Below are 14,557 nucleotides of genomic sequence, written 5' to 3'. Positions count from 1 at the left end.
TGTTCACCTTGAGTGAAATAAATCGGCAGATCCTGGGGCGGTTACATGGCGAAAACAGCATCCAATCCCAAGCCCGGCGCCGTTCCCAAGGCAAAGCCATCGTCAAAGGCAGCTGACGGGCGGACGATCCGTGCGCCGCTGACGCAGAACCCGCATGCCATTCGCGACACGCGTGAAAAAGTGCTGGAGGTGGCGATCGGCCGCGAGGTGCGGGCCTTCCGCAAGAAGCTCGGCATCACCGTCGCCGACCTGGCGGTCGCCACCGACATTTCGCTGGGCATGCTGTCGAAGATCGAGAACGGCATCACCTCGCCGTCGCTGACCACCTTGCAGGCGCTGTCGCGGGCGCTCGGCGTTCCTGTCACCGCCTTCTTCCGCCGTTTCGAGGAAGAGCGCAGCGCCGTCTTCGTCAAGGCCGGCCAAGGTCTCGATGTCGAGCGCCGCGGCACCCGCGCCGGCCACCAGTACAATTTGCTCGGCCATATCGGCTCCAACACCAGCGGCGTCGTCGTCGAGCCCTATCTGATCACGCTGACCGAGGATTCCGACGTGTTCCCGACCTTCCAGCATGAGGGGATGGAGTTCCTCTACATGCTCGAGGGCGAGGTCGTTTACCGACACGGCAGCAACCTCTACCCGATGAAGCCCGGCGACAGCCTGTTCTTCGACGCCGACGCGCCGCATGGACCGGAACAGCTGACGAAACTGCCGATGCGCTATCTCTCGATCATCTGCTATCCGCAGAGTGCGGGCTGAGCGGGACGCAAGCAGCCCCCTCACCCGGATTGCCAACCGAATTGCGAAGGGCAATTCGGGGCAATCCGACCTCTCCCCGAGGGGAGAGGAGGCTGGCGCCAACGTTGGCTATTTCTTCTCCCCTCGGGGAGAAGGTGGCCGCGTAGCGGCCGGATGAGGGGGCCTTGCTCAATCCGGCCCAAACCCCGGACTTGTCGCACCCCCATCATCGAGCTTCGACAGCCACTCGACCAACGCCGGGCGGTATCGTGTCAGGCCCTTATAATTGGCGAGTTCGTCGGGAAGATCGCGGATGACGCGGTGCAGGCGCCGTGCCCATTTTGGCTGCGTCACCAGCTCGTCCATCTTGATCAGATAGCAGCGGATCGGAAAGACGATGCCGTTCGAGCGCGGCAGGCGCCAGAAGCTCTGCAGTTCGACGCGCAGATGCACCTTGTCACCGACATTTTCAGGCGTCACCGTCGCCCGGTCCGGCCCCCATTTGTGGTAGTTTTCCGGGCTCGTATCGAGGCGTGGATTGATGGTCATCGTCCAGTTCAGGCGCCGGGCCGGCTTGCCTTGCTGGATGTTGGTCAGGAATTTCAGCGCCCTGACGAAAATCCCCTTCTCATGCGCCAGCGGCACCGGTGCGTGCCACTCGAAGAAGTTCATGCCGATGTCGAAATCGAGCGACCAGTCGGCCTGAGTGGTGACCATGCCGGCATCCATCCACAGATTGCCGTCGCGCTGGTCGAGGATACAGAAATCGCCCTGGCTCTGGCGAGTGATGTATTCCATCGGCCCGTAAGGCAGTGTCGAGGTGTCGCCGAAGGTGAAGGTATCGTCGATGCCGAGCGGCCGGTTGATCCAGCGCCAGCGGTCGCCATCGCGTGTCAGCGTGAAGTGCTCGGGATAGCCGAGCGCCTGCTGCTCCATCAGGAGTTCCAGCAGGTCCCAGCCGGCCAGCGTCATGTGCGGAAGCGATTGGCAGCGCAGCGGATCCTCGGCCAGCACCAGCGCACGATCCTGCATCTCGGCGACATAGTGCTCGTCGACGTCGATCAGGTTTTCCAGCACGCTGCCCTTCGGGCCGACGACATGCGGCTCGATGTTGACCGCATACATGTAGGCGTCTTCGTGGAACGGAAACGGGAAGCGCCTTATGTGCTCCGGGCTGTTCTTGAAGGTGAAATCGTCGCGGAACGTTTCCTTGCGAAAGGTGATGCCCATGATTTTCTCCTACCGTTCCAAGACCAGCGACCGGCCCTCGAAGCGCGACACGCACGGCATGATCTTGCAGCCCGAACGGTGCTCTTCCTCGCTCAGCCAGTGGTCGTTGTGGATGAACTTGCCGTCACAAGAGATGACGTTGGTTTCGCACTGGCCGCAGACGCCGCCGCGGCAGAGATAGGGCGGATCGACGCCGGCCGCCTCGATCGCCTCAAGCAGGCTCTGCTGTTCATCGACGCGAATCGTCTTGCCGCTGACGGCAAGCGTCACGTCGAACGGCAACCCGGGCTGGGGTGCCGCGAAATGCTCGAAATGCACGGTCTCCGACGGCCAGCCAAGGGCAGTGGCGCGGTCGCGCACCCAGCCGATCATGCCGGCCGGACCGCAGACATAGAGATGCGTGCCGAGCGGCTGTGTCGACAGCAACCGGTCGAGCTCGATGCGCTCCTCACGGTCGTCGTGATAGACCCTGATGCGGCGGCCGTAGCGCTCGCGCAGCACATCGGCATAGGTGCCGAGCGATGCGGTGCGGCAGGTGTAGTGCAGTTCGAAATTGCCTCCTTCCGCCGCCAGCTGCGCGGTCTGCGCCATGAACGGGGTGATGCCGATGCCGCCCGCCAGCATCAGGTGCTTCCTGGCGCGCAGGTCGAGCGAGAACAAATTGACGGGATAGCTGACCACCATCTCCATGCCGGGGCGAACATGCCTGTGCATGAACAGTGAGCCGCCGCGGCCGACATCGTCGCGGCGTACCGAGATCGTGTATTCGCGCGTGTCGAGCGGCGAGCCCATCAGCGAATAGGGGTTGAGCCTGGTGCGCTCGCCGTCGCGCATCTCGACCACGACATGGGCGCCGCCGGAAAAGGTCGGCAAAAGCTCGCCGTCGCGCCGGCGGAAATGGAAACGGGTGACCAGGTCGTTGACCGGTACGACATCGCTGACGACGACGTCGAGTTTTGTTGTTCCGGTGCTCATCGGAAGACCTCCTCCATCGGAGGACTCTCCGAGCGATCTTCCGCATTGATGCAGACGCCCTGGAAGGCGGCGATGCGCCTGGAATAGTGGTCGCGCACCAGGAGCAGCAGCCCGCAATGTGCACAGGTCGCCGGCTGCGTCGTCACATTCTCGGTGATGCCCTTGCAGTGCACGCACTGCATGCGCCGCGCCAGCGAGCCGCGATGCTCGGTCTGGATCGAGGTGTGGTCGATGCCGGCTTCAAGCGCCACCTGCATGGCCTGGCCGATCAGGCCTTCAGTGCCCGAGAGATAGAGGCGCAAGCCCATATGCGCGTTGGCGAGTGTCTGCCTGAGCCGTGGCAGCAGGCTGGCGAAGGACGGCGCCTGATGAAACTGTGCCGGCTTCAACGCTTCGAGGGCGGCGATGTGTTTGCCGTCAGGCCCAGGAATGTAGACGATCTCGGCCCCTTCGAAGAACCCGGCCGGCGCGCCCCCGGCCATGTCCCTTATCGCCAGCGCCCCTTCTGCATCCGCGATAAAAAGATGGTGCTTGCCGGGTTGGGGAGACAGGGTTCCGTAAACGGGCCGGCTGATGATGCTTTTGACTGCCATCTAACTCTTCGTGCCTCGAACCTCTCGCCGTTGACTATGCCTCAACCTTTCGCCGTGCGCTTGGTCTTCTTGGGATCATCGAAGGGAAGCGGCTGCGCGGTGGCCTTGATCGCACCGCTCTTGTTGCGGATTTCGAGCTTGGTGTCCTTGACCGCGCAGTCGACGTCGAGCCGGGCGATGCCCATCGATTTCTCGACCAGCGGCGAATACATGGCGCAGGTCACCACGCCGACCTTTTTGCCGTCGCGATAGACGGGCGCGCCTTCGTCTGCCGGCTCCTTGCCATCGAGCAGAACGCCATAAATCTTGAAGCGTTCCTTGCCCTTGAGGCGGTAATGTTCCTCCGCGCCTCGGAAACCCGTCTTGCCGGGGCTGACGGTAAAGTCGAGGCCGAGCTCCCACAGCGTGTCGCCGGGGCCTTCATTGTCGAACGGGTATTTCTGCGAATTGTCGTAGGGATAAAAGAGCAAATAGCTTTCGACGCGCAGCATGTCGAGCGTGGTGAAGCGGCATGGAATGATGCCGGCGCTCTTGCCCTCGTCGAGTATCCTGTCCCAGATCGTGCCGGCATCCTGGCCGCGGCAGAAAATCTCGTAGCCGCGCTCGCCGGTGTAGCCGGTGCGCGAGATCATCACCGGAAAGCCGAACAGCTGCGTCTGCACATGATGGAAATAGTTCAGATCGCGGATGCCAGGCACATGCTTGGCCAGATAGTCGACGGCGGTTGGCCCCTGCAGCGACAGGTCGTGCAGATTGTCGTCGAAGCGGAGCGAGACGTCGCGTCCTACGGAAGCTCGCTGCAACTCCTCATGGCCGGTGCCGGAACCATGCACGACCATCCAGGCGTTCGGTCCGGTGCGGTAGAGGATGCAATCGTCGGTGAATTTTCCCGCCTCGTTCAACATGCAGGCATAGGCCGACTTGCCGGGATAGATCTTTTCAACATCGCGCGTCGTCGCCAGATCGATCAGGTGCGAGGCATGCGGCCCGGTGATGTGGACCTTCTTGAGGCCGGAGACATCCATCAACCCAGCCTTGGTGCGGATGGCGATGTACTCCTCGTCGGCATCCTTGTCGTAGGTCCAGGCGGTCCCCATGCCGCTCCAGTCTTCGAGCTTCGAACCAAGCGCGCGATGGCGATCCGCCAGGGTCGAAAATCTCCAGGATGCCGTCATCCGCTCGTCCTCCGTTTCGAAAGTCTTTGCTGTTCCCTGCTCCCTGCGCAGCGGCGGGAGCTTTGGTCGAATATTGACCGCAAACGTTGCGGCGCCGCAATACCCATAAGCAATTAATTTCATTGTCAGGCAAAATCCGCTGCGCGAAGCAAACGGTTAACCTGACGTAAATCGCGCTTGACAATTGCGGAATTCGGACGGAATTTATGAAAAAAATTTCACTCTCTTGAAAGAGGGCAGCGGGCGGCCAATTCGGGGTCGACCGTTGGAAAAAGGGGAAAACCGATGTCAGACATGCACCAGCGCATCGAAGCGCTGTACCGTTCCGACGTGCGCGGATCCGCGCTCCTGATCGTCTGCCTGTGGGCGACGATCCTCTTCGTGCTCCTCATGACATGGCCCTACATCCCGCACGGCGGCATCAAGGCCGTCGTCGCGGTCGCCGCCGCCGCCGTGCTGATCTTCAACACGGCCGCCATCCTGGCGATGGTCAAGCACTACAAGGAAGACAAGGAATTCATCTACGGGCTCGATATCAAGAACGCCGACGCGTTCCGCAACCGCAAGTCCTGAGGGGTAGAAGAGATGCCGCGCTACACGCCACCGGAGCAAAGCAAGGCTGGGCAGGTTTTCGACATCGCCGTCGTCGTGGTCGCCATTTTCGTGGCGCTGTGGCTGCCGCTCAAGCTGGGCCTTGCCGGTGCGGCGAAATCCATCGACGCGCTCGACGCCAAGACGTGGGAAGCGCTCGGCCAGAACCCGACCATGGCGTCGATCTGGGAAAAGCTCGGCTACACGCCCGAGACCGCGCACGACATCATCCAGAACCGCTTCCACTACGTCATCGACTGGCCGACGCTGATCATCATGGCCGCGGTGCTGATCGGCTATTTCGTCTTCCTGTTTCGCGCATCCGACCGCGAATATCGCGACGTCATCAACGAAAAATTCGACGACAAGTAAGAGTTTCGACGAACAAGTAAACTTTTGACGACAAGTAATTTGGGGACACGATCATGTGGGTGGCACTCTCTTACGCATGCTGGGGTATCTCGATCGTGCTCGCTTTGTGGATGCTCTACGACTGGTTCAAGGTCGACACGACCTTCTCCGAAGAGGTGCTGACCTCATCGCGCGAAGGTGAGCTTGAAGCCGTTTCCGAAAAACACCGGATCTGAGTGGGGATTGAACAATGACAGTCACACTTGAACCGGCAGTTCACGGGGACAGGGTTTCACTGCTCCGCGTGCTTGGCCCGGCCCATGTCTGGGCACTCGGCGTCGGCATCGTTCTCGTCGGCGAATTCACCGGCTGGAATTTTGCCGCCGACAAGGGCGGTGCGCTTGCCGCGCTGATCGTCTGCTGGGTCGTCGGATTGCTCTACACCTCGGTCGCGATGATCGATTCCGAGGTCACTTCGACCGTCGCCGCCGCCGGCGGCCAGTATGCGCAGGCAAAGCACATCGTCGGACCGCTGATGGCGTTCAATGTCGCGTTGTTCCTGGTCTTTGCCTACACCATGCTCGAAGTGTCCGACGCCATCCTGCTCGGCGACACCGTCGTCGCCAAGGCCGGGGTCGAAGGGCTCACCCATAATTCCTTCATCGCCGCGACCATCGTCGTGCTGGCGTGGCTGAACTATCGCGGCGTGCTGATGACGCTCAACGTCAACTTCGTCATCACCGCAATCGCCTATATCTCGATCGTCATCCTGTTCTTTTCGGTCAGCCCGTGGACGCAAGGCGCGGTGCTGAAGCTGAACGAACTGGTCACTCCCGGCAATGCGCTCCCCTATGGCTGGATCGGCGTCATCGCCGCCTTCCAGTTCGGCATCTGGTACTATCTCGGCATCGAGGGCACTACGCAGGCCGCCGAGGAAGTGCGCTCGCCGGCGCGTTCGCTGCCTTACGGCACCATGGCCGGCATGATCACGCTTTTGATCGCCGCCGCCATGACCTGGTATGTCTGCGCCTCGATGATGCCGTGGGAATATCTGGGCATCACCTATTATCCGCTATGGGACGCGGGCAAGCTGACCGGCAGCCCACTGCTCGAAAACCTGTTGTTCGTCGCGACGCTGCTTGCCGCGCTGGCGTCGGCCAATGGCTGTATCAACGATGCGGCGCGCGCCTGGTTCTCGCTCGGCCGTGACCGCTATCTGCCGACCTGGTTTTCGGCCGTGCATCCGAGATACCGCACGCCCTACCGCTCGATCCTGTTCCTGCTGCCGATCGCGCTGGCCTTCGCCTTCATCGCCGACCTCAACCAGGCGATCACCTTCTCGATCCTGTCGGGCGTGTTGCAATACACGTTCATGAGCATCAACATCATCATGTTCCGCAAGAAGTGGCCGCTGGGCTCTATCCGCCGCGGCTACACGCATCCCTTCCACCCGGTCCCGGCCATCGTGCTGTTTTGCCTTTGCGTGGTGACCTTCTTCGCCATCTTCCTCGGCTTCGGCTCGCAGCTGATCGCCATGGTCGCCTTCTACTTCCTGATCTCGCTGTGGTTCCATTTCTACCGCTACAGATTCGTGCGGCGCGGCGACCAGTTCACCATGCCGTGGCCAAAGCCGCAGGGATATTGATGGCAATAGGCCCGTCCAGATCCAGGGCGGGCCTGGCAATGAGAAAATGTCCGAGTTGACGTCAGCACTGCTTGCCGGGGCCATGATCCTGGCTCTCGTCCTCCACCTAGTCTGGCAGGCGCGTGCCAGCCGCAACAGGGCATCGATGGCGCTCGCCGTCGAGCAGGACCGCATCCGCACAGTCATCGCCGACGCAGCCAATGTTTCGGACGGCACCGCCGGCATCATCACCTGGGAAGGATCGTGGAACGGCCAACGCGTCCAGGTGCGCACCATCGTCGATACGCTGGCGACGCGGAAACTGCCGGCACGTTGGCTCAGTGTTTCGATCACCGAAAAGGTCGCGGTGCCAGCGACCTTCGACATGATGATGCGGCCGGGCTCGCCGACGACCTTCTCCAATTTCGATCACCTCGAGCATACGCTGCCCAAAGCTCCGGGATTTCCTGCCGAGGCGGTGCTGCGCACCGACCGCAGGGCAGCGCGCTTTCCCCAGGGCCTCATCGCCAGCCATATCGAGATCTTTTCCGAAGGGCGCGCCAAGGAACTGCTGATCACCCCGAACGGAGTGCGCATCGTCTGGCTGCTGGCGGAGGCCGAACGGGCGCGCTACGGCGTTTTCCGGCAAGCCGAATTTGGCGAGGCCACTCTTGAGCCGGCGCTGATTGAAAGGCTGCTGGTGTCGGCGTCGGCGCTTCGCGACGCCATCGACAAAAGCGAACGGCAGGCCGCATGACCAGTTCGGCCACTGCACCCACCAACCCCTATCTGGTTCTCGGCGCGGCAATCGTGCTGCCGGCAAGCGGTCACGTCATTCTGGGCGTGCCGGTGCGCGGCCTTCAGTTCCTTTTCTTCATGGTGATCCTGGCATGGGTCACTGCCAAGATCGCGCCGCCGGACGCCAGCTTTGTCGGCCGTCACGCCGGCGGCTTCCTGATCTATGCCTTGTCGATTCTCGATGCATACAAGATCGCCCGCATTCGCACCGCCAAATGGGTTCACAATACCCGGCGAGAAGGCGGCAGTGCGCAGAGCGACATCGAGACGCATACGTAACTAGAGGAATATTTTTTTCATATGATTGAATTTATAAGACTCATTCGATACATCATCTCTTAGCTGCAAACGCCGGGAGGCTGACATGTGTGGAATTGTCGGACTGTTCTTGAAGGACAAGTCCCTGGAACCCCAGCTTGGTGCGATGCTGTCGCAGATGCTGATCTCGCTTAGCGATCGTGGTCCGGACAGCGCCGGCATCGCCATCTACGGCGCGCCTTCCAAAAATGAGGCCAAGATCACAATCCAGTCGGCCAAGCCCGACCGCGATTTCCGCGGCCTCGAGGCGGAGCTCGCCAAAGCGATCGGCACGCCGGTGACGATCGCGGTGAAATCCACCCATGCCGTCGTCAGGACAACGCCCGCCAAGATCGATGAAGCGCGCGAAACCATCCAGGCGTTGCGCCCCGACATCCGCATCATGGGCGCGGGCGACGTTGTCGAGATCTACAAGGAAGTCGGCCTGCCCGAGGCGGTCGTCGATCGCTTCGACGTCCGCAAGATGACCGGCACGCATGGCATCGGCCATACCCGCATGGCGACGGAATCGGCGGTGACGACGATGGGCGCGCATCCGTTCTCGACCGGCGCCGACCAGTGCCTGGTGCACAATGGTTCGCTATCCAACCACAACAATGTCCGCCGCGAGCTGATCCGCGAAGGCATGACCTTCGAGACCGAGAACGACACCGAAGTGGCGGCCGCCTATCTCTCATCGCAGATGGCGCATGGCAAGAATCTCGGCGAGGCACTGGAAGGCACGCTCTCGGATCTCGACGGCTTCTTCACTTTCGTCGTCGGCACCAAGAACGGTTTTGGCGTGGTGCGCGATCCGATCGCCTGCAAGCCCGCCGTGATGGCCGAAACCGACCAGTATGTCGCCTTCGGCTCGGAATATCGCGCGCTGACCAAACTGCCCGGCATAGACAATGCGAGGGTCTGGGAACCCGAGCCCGCAACCGTCTATTTCTGGGAGCATTGAATTCATGCCGGCAACCACGCTTTCAAAGACGGCGGCGCACGACCCCCGGGTCTTCGATCTCGACCAGCTGTCGCTGCGCGAACTCAACCAGGCGCTGCACAATCTGGCTCCCGGCTCGAATGAAACAGCATGGGAAGTGCTGAACCCGAAAGGCAGCCATTCGGTCGCCGTCGGCGTCGACCAGCCAGTTGCCATCGATGTGCGCGGCAGCGTCGGTTATTACTGCGGCGGCATGAATTCCGGCAGCACGATCACCGTGCATGGTTCGGCGGGCCCCGGCGTCGGCGAGAACATGATGTCAGGCTCGATCACCATCAAGGGCGACGCCAGCCAGTATGCCGGCGCCACCGGCAAGGGCGGCCTTCTGGTCATCGAAGGCAACGCCTCGTCGCGCTGCGGCATTTCGATGAAGGGCATCAACATCGTCGTGCACGGCAATATCGGCCACATGTCGGCCTTCATGGCGCAGTCGGGCAATCTGGTGGTGCTGGGCGACGCCGGCGACGCGCTGGGCGATTCCATCTACGAGGCGCGGCTGTTCGTGCGCGGCAAGGTCGACAGCCTGGGCGCCGACTGCATCGCCAAGGAGATGCGGCCAGAACACCTGGAATTGCTACAGGGTCTGCTCGACCGCGCCGGCGTCACTGGCGTCAAGCCGTCGGAATTCAAGCGCTATGGCTCGGCGCGCACGCTCTACAATTTCAATATCGACAACGCCGACGCGTATTGAGGCAGCATGACCTACAGGAACCCGCCGACGACGCCGCGCAAATCCGCGACCTTCGACGACTACACGCTTTCCGAAATCCGCCGTGCCGCCGCGACCGGCATCTATGATATCCGTGGCGCCGGCGCCAAACGCAAGCTGCCGCATTTCGACGACCTCCTGTTCCTCGGCGCCTCGATCTCGCGCTATCCGCTCGAAGGTTATCGCGAGCGCTGCGACACCAGCGTCGTGCTGGGCTCTCGCCATGCCAGGAAGCCGATCGAGCTGAAGATCCCGATCACCATCGCCGGCATGAGCTTCGGCTCGCTGTCAGGCCCCGCCAAGGAAGCGCTCGGGCGTGGCGCAACCCTGTCGGGCACCTCGACCACCACCGGCGACGGCGGCATGACCGAAGAAGAGCGCGGCCATTCCAAGCAGTTGGTCTATCAATACCTGCCGTCTCGCTACGGCATGAATCCACGCGATTTACGCCGGGCCGATGCGATCGAAGTCGTCGTCGGCCAGGGCGCCAAGCCCGGTGGCGGCGGCATGCTGCTTGGCCAGAAGATTTCCGACCGCGTCGCCGAAATGCGCACGCTGCCGAAAGGCATCGACCAACGCTCGGCGTCGCGCCACCCGGACTGGACCGGGCCCGACGATCTCGAGATCAAGATCCTCGAACTGCGTGAAATCACCGACTGGGAAAAGCCGATCTACGTCAAGGTCGGCGGCGCGCGCCCCTATTATGATACCGCGCTTGCCGTGAAGGCCGGCGCCGATGTCGTCGTCGTCGACGGCATGCAAGGCGGCACCGCCGCGACCCAGGAAGTGTTCATCGAAAATGTCGGCATGCCGACGCTTGCCTGCATCAGGCCGGCGGTGCAGGCGCTGCAGGATCTCGGCATGCACCGCAAGGTGCAGTTGATCGTCTCTGGCGGCATCCGCAACGGCGCCGATGTCGCCAAGGCGCTGGCGCTCGGCGTCGACGCGGTTTCGGTCGGCACGGCTGCCCTTGTCGCGCTCGGCGACAACGATCCCCGCTGGGAGGCGGAATACAACGAGCTCGGCACCACGGCCGGCGCCTATGACGACTGGCACGAGGGCCGCGACCCCGCCGGCATCACCACGCAGGACCCCGAACTGATGAAGCGGGTTGATCCGGTGGCCGCCGGACGCAGGCTGGCGAACTACCTCAAGGTGATGACGCTTGAGGCGCAGACCATCGCGCGTGCTTGCGGCAAGAACAGCCTGCACAATCTCGAACCCGAGGACCTCGTCGCGCTGACGATCGAGGCAGCCGCAATGGCCGGCGTACCGCTGGCCGGCACCAACTGGATACCGGGGAAGAACGGCTTCTGATCAACGAAGGGCCGAAGCCCACAGGCTCTGGGGCCAACAATCGACAAAAAATGGGGAACTGCGGTGACAATTGATCTTGCTGAATTCGCAAGGGCGAAAAACGTCAAATACTTCATGATTTCCTACACCGACCTGTTCAGCGGGCAACGCGCCAAGCTGGTGCCCGCGCAGGCGATCGCCGACATGCAGAAGGACGGCGCCGGCTTTGCCGGCTTCGCCACCTGGCTCGATCTGACGCCGGCGCATCCCGACATGCTGGCGGTACCGGATCCGGATTCAGTCATCCAGCTGCCATGGAAGCCTGAAGTCGCCTGGGTCGCCGCCAATTGCATCATGGACGACAAGGAGGTCGACCAGGCGCCGCGCAACACGCTGAATCGGCTGATAGCGGAAGCTGCCAGCGACGGCATGCACGTCAAGACCGGCGTCGAGGCCGAGTTCTTCCTGATCTCGCCAGACGGCAAGACGATTTCCGATGAGTACGACACGGCGTCAAAACCTTGCTACGACCAGCAAGCGGTGATGCGCCGCTACGATGTCATCGCCGAGATCTGCGACCACATGCTGGCGCTCGGCTGGGGCGCCTACCAGAACGACCACGAGGATGCCAACGGCCAGTTCGAGATGAACTGGGCCTTTGACGACGCGCTGGCGACCGCGGACAAGCACTCGTTCTTCAAGTTCATGGTCAAGTCGATCGCGGAAAAGCATGGCTTGCGCGCGACCTTCATGCCCAAACCCTTCCAGGGGCTGACCGGCAATGGCTGCCATGCCCATATCTCGGTGTGGGACAAGGCCGGCAAGACCAACGTCTTCGCCGACAATTCGATGGAACTTGGCCTGTCGGCGAAGGGCAGGAATTTCCTCGGCGGCATCATGAAGCATGCTTCGGCACTGGCCGCCATCACCAATCCGACGGTCAATTCCTACAAGCGCATCAACGCGCCGCGCACCATTTCGGGCGCGACCTGGGCGCCGAACACGGTGACGTGGACCGGCAACAACCGCACCCACATGGTGCGCGTGCCCGGCCCTGGCCGCTTCGAACTGCGGCTGCCGGATGGTGCCGCCAACCCCTATCTCCTGCAGGCGGTCATCATCGCGGCGGGCCTCGACGGTATCCGCTCGAAGGCCGATCCCGGCAAGCGCTACGACATCGACATGTACCAGAACGGCCATACGGTGAAGGGCGCGCCGAAGCTGCCGCTCAACCTGCTCGACGCCTTGCGCGAGTTCGACAAGGACAAATCGCTCAAGGCGGCGCTGGGTGAGGAATTTTCGTCGGCCTACCTAAAGCTGAAGCACCAGGAATGGAATTCCTATGCTTCGCACTTCACGCAATGGGAGCGCGACCACACGCTGGATATTTAACGGCCTGCGTGGTGCGAGCGACCTCGGAATGAACGTATGAAATACTCGATCTTCTCGCTCGCCCGCGCCGCCCTGTCCGGCCACAAGAACTGGCAACGCACCTGGCGCGATGCCACGCCGAAGGACCACTACGACGTGGTGATCATCGGCGGTGGCGGCCACGGCCTGGCCACCGCCTGGTTCCTGGCCAGCGAGTACGGCATCAAAAATGTCGCCGTGCTCGAAAAAGGCTGGATCGGCTCCGGCAATGCCGGCCGCAACACCACCATCATCCGCTCCAATTACGGTCTGCCCGGCAACACCGGCTTCTACGAATTGTCGATGAAGCTGTGGGAAAGGATGGAGCAGGACCTCAACTACAACACGATGGTCAGCCAGCGCGGTGTCATCAACCTCTACCATTCCGACGCGCAGCGCGACGCCTATGCGCGGCGCGGCAACACCATGCGCATCAACGGCATCGACGCCGAACTGCTCGACCTCACCGCAGTCAGGAAGATGATACCGTTCCTGAACTTCGACAACGCACGCTTTCCGGTGCAAGGCGGCCTCTTGCAGCGGCGCGGCGGCACGGCGCGTCACGACGCGGTGGTCTGGGGCTACGCGCATGCGGCGAGCGCACTCGGCGTCGACATCATCCAGAACTGCGAGGTCACAGGGTTCACCCGCGACGGCAACGGCAAGGTGACCGGCGTCGAGACATCGCGCGGCAAGATCGGCGCCGGCAAGGTCGGCATGGCTGTTGCCGGCAGTTCCTCGCGCGTCGCGGCGATGGCCGGCCTGCGCCTGCCGATCGAAAGCCATGTGCTGCAAGCCTTCGTCTCCGAGGCGATCAAACCGCTCATACCCGGCGTCATGACCTTCGGCGCCGGCCATTTCTATGTCAGCCAGTCCGACAAGGGCGGGCTGGTCTTCGGCGGCGACATAGACGGCTACAATTCCTACGCCCAGCGCGGCAACATGCCTGTGATGGAAGACGTCTGCGAGGGCGGTATGGCGCTGATGCCGATGATCGGCCGTGTGCGTCTTTTGCGCCAGTGGGGCGGCATCATGGACATGTCGATGGATGGTTCGCCGATCATCGACAAGACGCCCGTAGAAGGGCTCTACCTCAATGCCGGCTGGTGCTATGGCGGCTTCAAGGCGACACCGGGATCAGGCTTCGTGTTCGCCCACCTTCTGGCCCGCGACACGCCGCACGAAGAGGCGGCGCGGTTCCGCCTCGACCGGTTCCGGACTGGTGCGATGATCGACGAAAAGGGCCAGGGCGCCCAACCGAACCTGCATTGAAGGCGGTCTAGAACAGCATGCGCATTGTCTGTCCCTTCTGCGGCGAACGTGAACTCGGCGAGTTCACCTATCTCGGCGACGCCAAGCCGGTGCGGCCCGAAGCCGGCGCCTCACAAGACGAGGTCTTCGACTATGTCTATCTGCGCGACAACGTCGCCGGCGAGACAAGCGAATACTGGTATCATGGCGGCGGCTGCCGGGCCTGGCTGAAGGTCACCCGCAACACGCTGACGCACGAGATTTCGGCGGTGGAGCCGGCGGTCGGCGCTGGGGCGAGGCAGGTCGCGCGATGAGCTTTTCTGTTCAGCTCAGTGCTGCTGCGAAGGGCGCCACGCCCCTACCTCCCCCTTGTGGGGAGGTCGGACCGCAGGTCCGGGTGGGGGTCGGCGCCGCGGGGGGCGCCCCCCCCCCGGGGGGCGCGCCCCCCCCCCCCCCCGCGGGCGGGGGGGGGGTGGAGGGCAGCCGCCCGGCACGAGGCAAGGGGACGCTGGGCGGGGG

At 62.6% G+C, this 14,557-nt stretch carries 17 protein-coding genes; 13 read left to right on the top strand and 4 right to left on the bottom strand.

The features are described 5' to 3' along the window. Positions 1-45 precede the first annotated feature (45 nt). A complete protein-coding gene (locus NKI73_RS00085; RefSeq protein WP_352626406.1) occupies positions 46-756 on the top strand; it encodes a helix-turn-helix domain-containing protein in 711 nt (236 codons plus the stop codon). Between the two features lie 168 nt (positions 757-924). Here the strand turns inward: NKI73_RS00085 and NKI73_RS00080 are convergent, their stop codons facing one another. From NKI73_RS00080 to NKI73_RS00065, 4 genes are read right to left on the bottom strand one after another with little or no spacing between them, the layout of a single operon-like run. Next, a complete protein-coding gene (locus tag NKI73_RS00080) occupies positions 925-1,965 on the bottom strand; it encodes a heme-dependent oxidative N-demethylase family protein (RefSeq protein WP_352626404.1) in 1,041 nt (346 codons plus the stop codon). A gap of 9 nt (positions 1,966-1,974) precedes the next feature. Then, on the bottom strand, positions 1,975-2,940 hold the full coding sequence (locus tag NKI73_RS00075; RefSeq protein WP_352626402.1) for a PDR/VanB family oxidoreductase: 966 nt from the start codon (positions 2,938-2,940) through the stop codon (positions 1,975-1,977). Beyond that, positions 2,937-3,533, bottom strand: coding sequence for a dimethylamine monooxygenase subunit DmmA family protein (locus NKI73_RS00070; protein ID WP_352626400.1), 597 nt, complete (start codon positions 3,531-3,533; stop codon positions 2,937-2,939). Before NKI73_RS00070 ends, NKI73_RS00075 begins: the two co-directional genes overlap by 4 nt. A gap of 41 nt (positions 3,534-3,574) precedes the next feature. Then, positions 3,575-4,708: an aminomethyl transferase family protein gene (locus NKI73_RS00065; RefSeq protein ID WP_352626399.1), complete on the bottom strand. Its 1,134-nt coding sequence runs from the start codon at positions 4,706-4,708 to the stop codon at positions 3,575-3,577. A 285-nt stretch (positions 4,709-4,993) separates the two neighbouring features. Here NKI73_RS00065 and NKI73_RS00060 point away from each other — a divergent pair, with 285 nt between their 5' ends. The 12 genes from NKI73_RS00060 to NKI73_RS00005 all read left to right on the top strand — a co-directional run bounded on the left by NKI73_RS00060 (position 4,994) and on the right by NKI73_RS00005 (position 14,352). Continuing rightward, positions 4,994-5,281, top strand: coding sequence for a hypothetical protein (locus NKI73_RS00060; protein ID WP_352626397.1), 288 nt, complete (start codon positions 4,994-4,996; stop codon positions 5,279-5,281). Between the two features lie 12 nt (positions 5,282-5,293). Further along, the gene (locus NKI73_RS00055; protein ID WP_023759015.1) at positions 5,294-5,671 is read left to right on the top strand and encodes a hypothetical protein; all 378 of its coding nucleotides are present in this window, start codon (positions 5,294-5,296) and stop codon (positions 5,669-5,671) included. Positions 5,672-5,724: 53 nt separating this feature from the next. Continuing rightward, on the top strand, positions 5,725-5,886 hold the full coding sequence (locus tag NKI73_RS00050; RefSeq protein WP_292180450.1) for a hypothetical protein: 162 nt from the start codon (positions 5,725-5,727) through the stop codon (positions 5,884-5,886). 14 nt (positions 5,887-5,900) lie between these two features. Beyond that, positions 5,901-7,295, top strand: coding sequence for an APC family permease (locus tag NKI73_RS00045; protein WP_352626396.1), 1,395 nt, complete (start codon positions 5,901-5,903; stop codon positions 7,293-7,295). A 46-nt stretch (positions 7,296-7,341) separates the two neighbouring features. Continuing rightward, the gene (locus NKI73_RS00040) at positions 7,342-8,031 is read left to right on the top strand and encodes a hypothetical protein (protein ID WP_352626395.1); all 690 of its coding nucleotides are present in this window, start codon (positions 7,342-7,344) and stop codon (positions 8,029-8,031) included. Further along, positions 8,028-8,351, top strand: coding sequence for a hypothetical protein (locus NKI73_RS00035; RefSeq protein WP_352626393.1), 324 nt, complete (start codon positions 8,028-8,030; stop codon positions 8,349-8,351). Before NKI73_RS00040 ends, NKI73_RS00035 begins: the two co-directional genes overlap by 4 nt. Before the next feature lie 85 nt (positions 8,352-8,436). Next, a complete protein-coding gene (locus NKI73_RS00030; protein ID WP_063167616.1) occupies positions 8,437-9,333 on the top strand; it encodes a class II glutamine amidotransferase in 897 nt (298 codons plus the stop codon). 4 nt (positions 9,334-9,337) lie between these two features. Further along, positions 9,338-10,063 carry a GltB/FmdC/FwdC-like GXGXG domain-containing protein gene (locus NKI73_RS00025; RefSeq protein WP_352626391.1) on the top strand — a complete coding sequence of 242 codons (726 nt, stop codon included), beginning with the start codon at positions 9,338-9,340 and terminating at the stop codon, positions 10,061-10,063. Between the two features lie 6 nt (positions 10,064-10,069). Then, positions 10,070-11,398: an FMN-binding glutamate synthase family protein gene (locus NKI73_RS00020; RefSeq protein ID WP_352626390.1), complete on the top strand. Its 1,329-nt coding sequence runs from the start codon at positions 10,070-10,072 to the stop codon at positions 11,396-11,398. Positions 11,399-11,461: 63 nt separating this feature from the next. Continuing rightward, a complete protein-coding gene (gene glnT, locus NKI73_RS00015; protein WP_352626388.1) occupies positions 11,462-12,769 on the top strand; it encodes a type III glutamate--ammonia ligase in 1,308 nt (435 codons plus the stop codon). A 36-nt stretch (positions 12,770-12,805) separates the two neighbouring features. Continuing rightward, entirely contained in the window at positions 12,806-14,059 is a 1,254-nt protein-coding gene (locus NKI73_RS00010; RefSeq protein WP_352626386.1) for a sarcosine oxidase subunit beta family protein, read from the top strand. Positions 14,060-14,076: 17 nt separating this feature from the next. Next, complete coding sequence (locus tag NKI73_RS00005) at positions 14,077-14,352, top strand: sarcosine oxidase subunit delta (RefSeq protein WP_352626384.1); 276 nt, start codon at positions 14,077-14,079, stop codon at positions 14,350-14,352. The last annotated feature ends 205 nt before the right edge of the window (positions 14,353-14,557 follow it).

This window comes from Mesorhizobium sp. M0496 (assembly GCF_040321205.1).
Lineage (GTDB): Bacteria > Pseudomonadota > Alphaproteobacteria > Rhizobiales > Rhizobiaceae > Mesorhizobium.
Note: the sequence above shows the minus strand (reverse complement) of the source record. Positions and strands in the feature narration are given on the sequence as shown.

Excerpts from the sequence above, each read along its gene's own strand:
- NKI73_RS00085 (WP_352626406.1), top strand. The coding sequence starts at position 46 with ATGGCGAAAACAGCATCCAATCCCAAGCCCGGCGCCGTTCCCAAGGCA.
- NKI73_RS00080 (WP_352626404.1), bottom strand. The coding sequence starts at position 1,965 with ATGGGCATCACCTTTCGCAAGGAAACGTTCCGCGACGATTTCACCTTC.
- NKI73_RS00075 (WP_352626402.1), bottom strand. The coding sequence starts at position 2,940 with ATGAGCACCGGAACAACAAAACTCGACGTCGTCGTCAGCGATGTCGTA.
- NKI73_RS00070 (WP_352626400.1), bottom strand. The coding sequence starts at position 3,533 with ATGGCAGTCAAAAGCATCATCAGCCGGCCCGTTTACGGAACCCTGTCT.
- NKI73_RS00065 (WP_352626399.1), bottom strand. The coding sequence starts at position 4,708 with ATGACGGCATCCTGGAGATTTTCGACCCTGGCGGATCGCCATCGCGCG.
- NKI73_RS00060 (WP_352626397.1), top strand. The coding sequence starts at position 4,994 with ATGTCAGACATGCACCAGCGCATCGAAGCGCTGTACCGTTCCGACGTG.
- NKI73_RS00055 (WP_023759015.1), top strand. The coding sequence starts at position 5,294 with ATGCCGCGCTACACGCCACCGGAGCAAAGCAAGGCTGGGCAGGTTTTC.
- NKI73_RS00050 (WP_292180450.1), top strand. The coding sequence starts at position 5,725 with ATGTGGGTGGCACTCTCTTACGCATGCTGGGGTATCTCGATCGTGCTC.
- NKI73_RS00045 (WP_352626396.1), top strand. The coding sequence starts at position 5,901 with ATGACAGTCACACTTGAACCGGCAGTTCACGGGGACAGGGTTTCACTG.
- NKI73_RS00040 (WP_352626395.1), top strand. The coding sequence starts at position 7,342 with ATGTCCGAGTTGACGTCAGCACTGCTTGCCGGGGCCATGATCCTGGCT.
- NKI73_RS00035 (WP_352626393.1), top strand. The coding sequence starts at position 8,028 with ATGACCAGTTCGGCCACTGCACCCACCAACCCCTATCTGGTTCTCGGC.
- NKI73_RS00030 (WP_063167616.1), top strand. The coding sequence starts at position 8,437 with ATGTGTGGAATTGTCGGACTGTTCTTGAAGGACAAGTCCCTGGAACCC.
- NKI73_RS00025 (WP_352626391.1), top strand. The coding sequence starts at position 9,338 with ATGCCGGCAACCACGCTTTCAAAGACGGCGGCGCACGACCCCCGGGTC.
- NKI73_RS00020 (WP_352626390.1), top strand. The coding sequence starts at position 10,070 with ATGACCTACAGGAACCCGCCGACGACGCCGCGCAAATCCGCGACCTTC.
- NKI73_RS00010 (WP_352626386.1), top strand. The coding sequence starts at position 12,806 with ATGAAATACTCGATCTTCTCGCTCGCCCGCGCCGCCCTGTCCGGCCAC.
- NKI73_RS00005 (WP_352626384.1), top strand. The coding sequence starts at position 14,077 with ATGCGCATTGTCTGTCCCTTCTGCGGCGAACGTGAACTCGGCGAGTTC.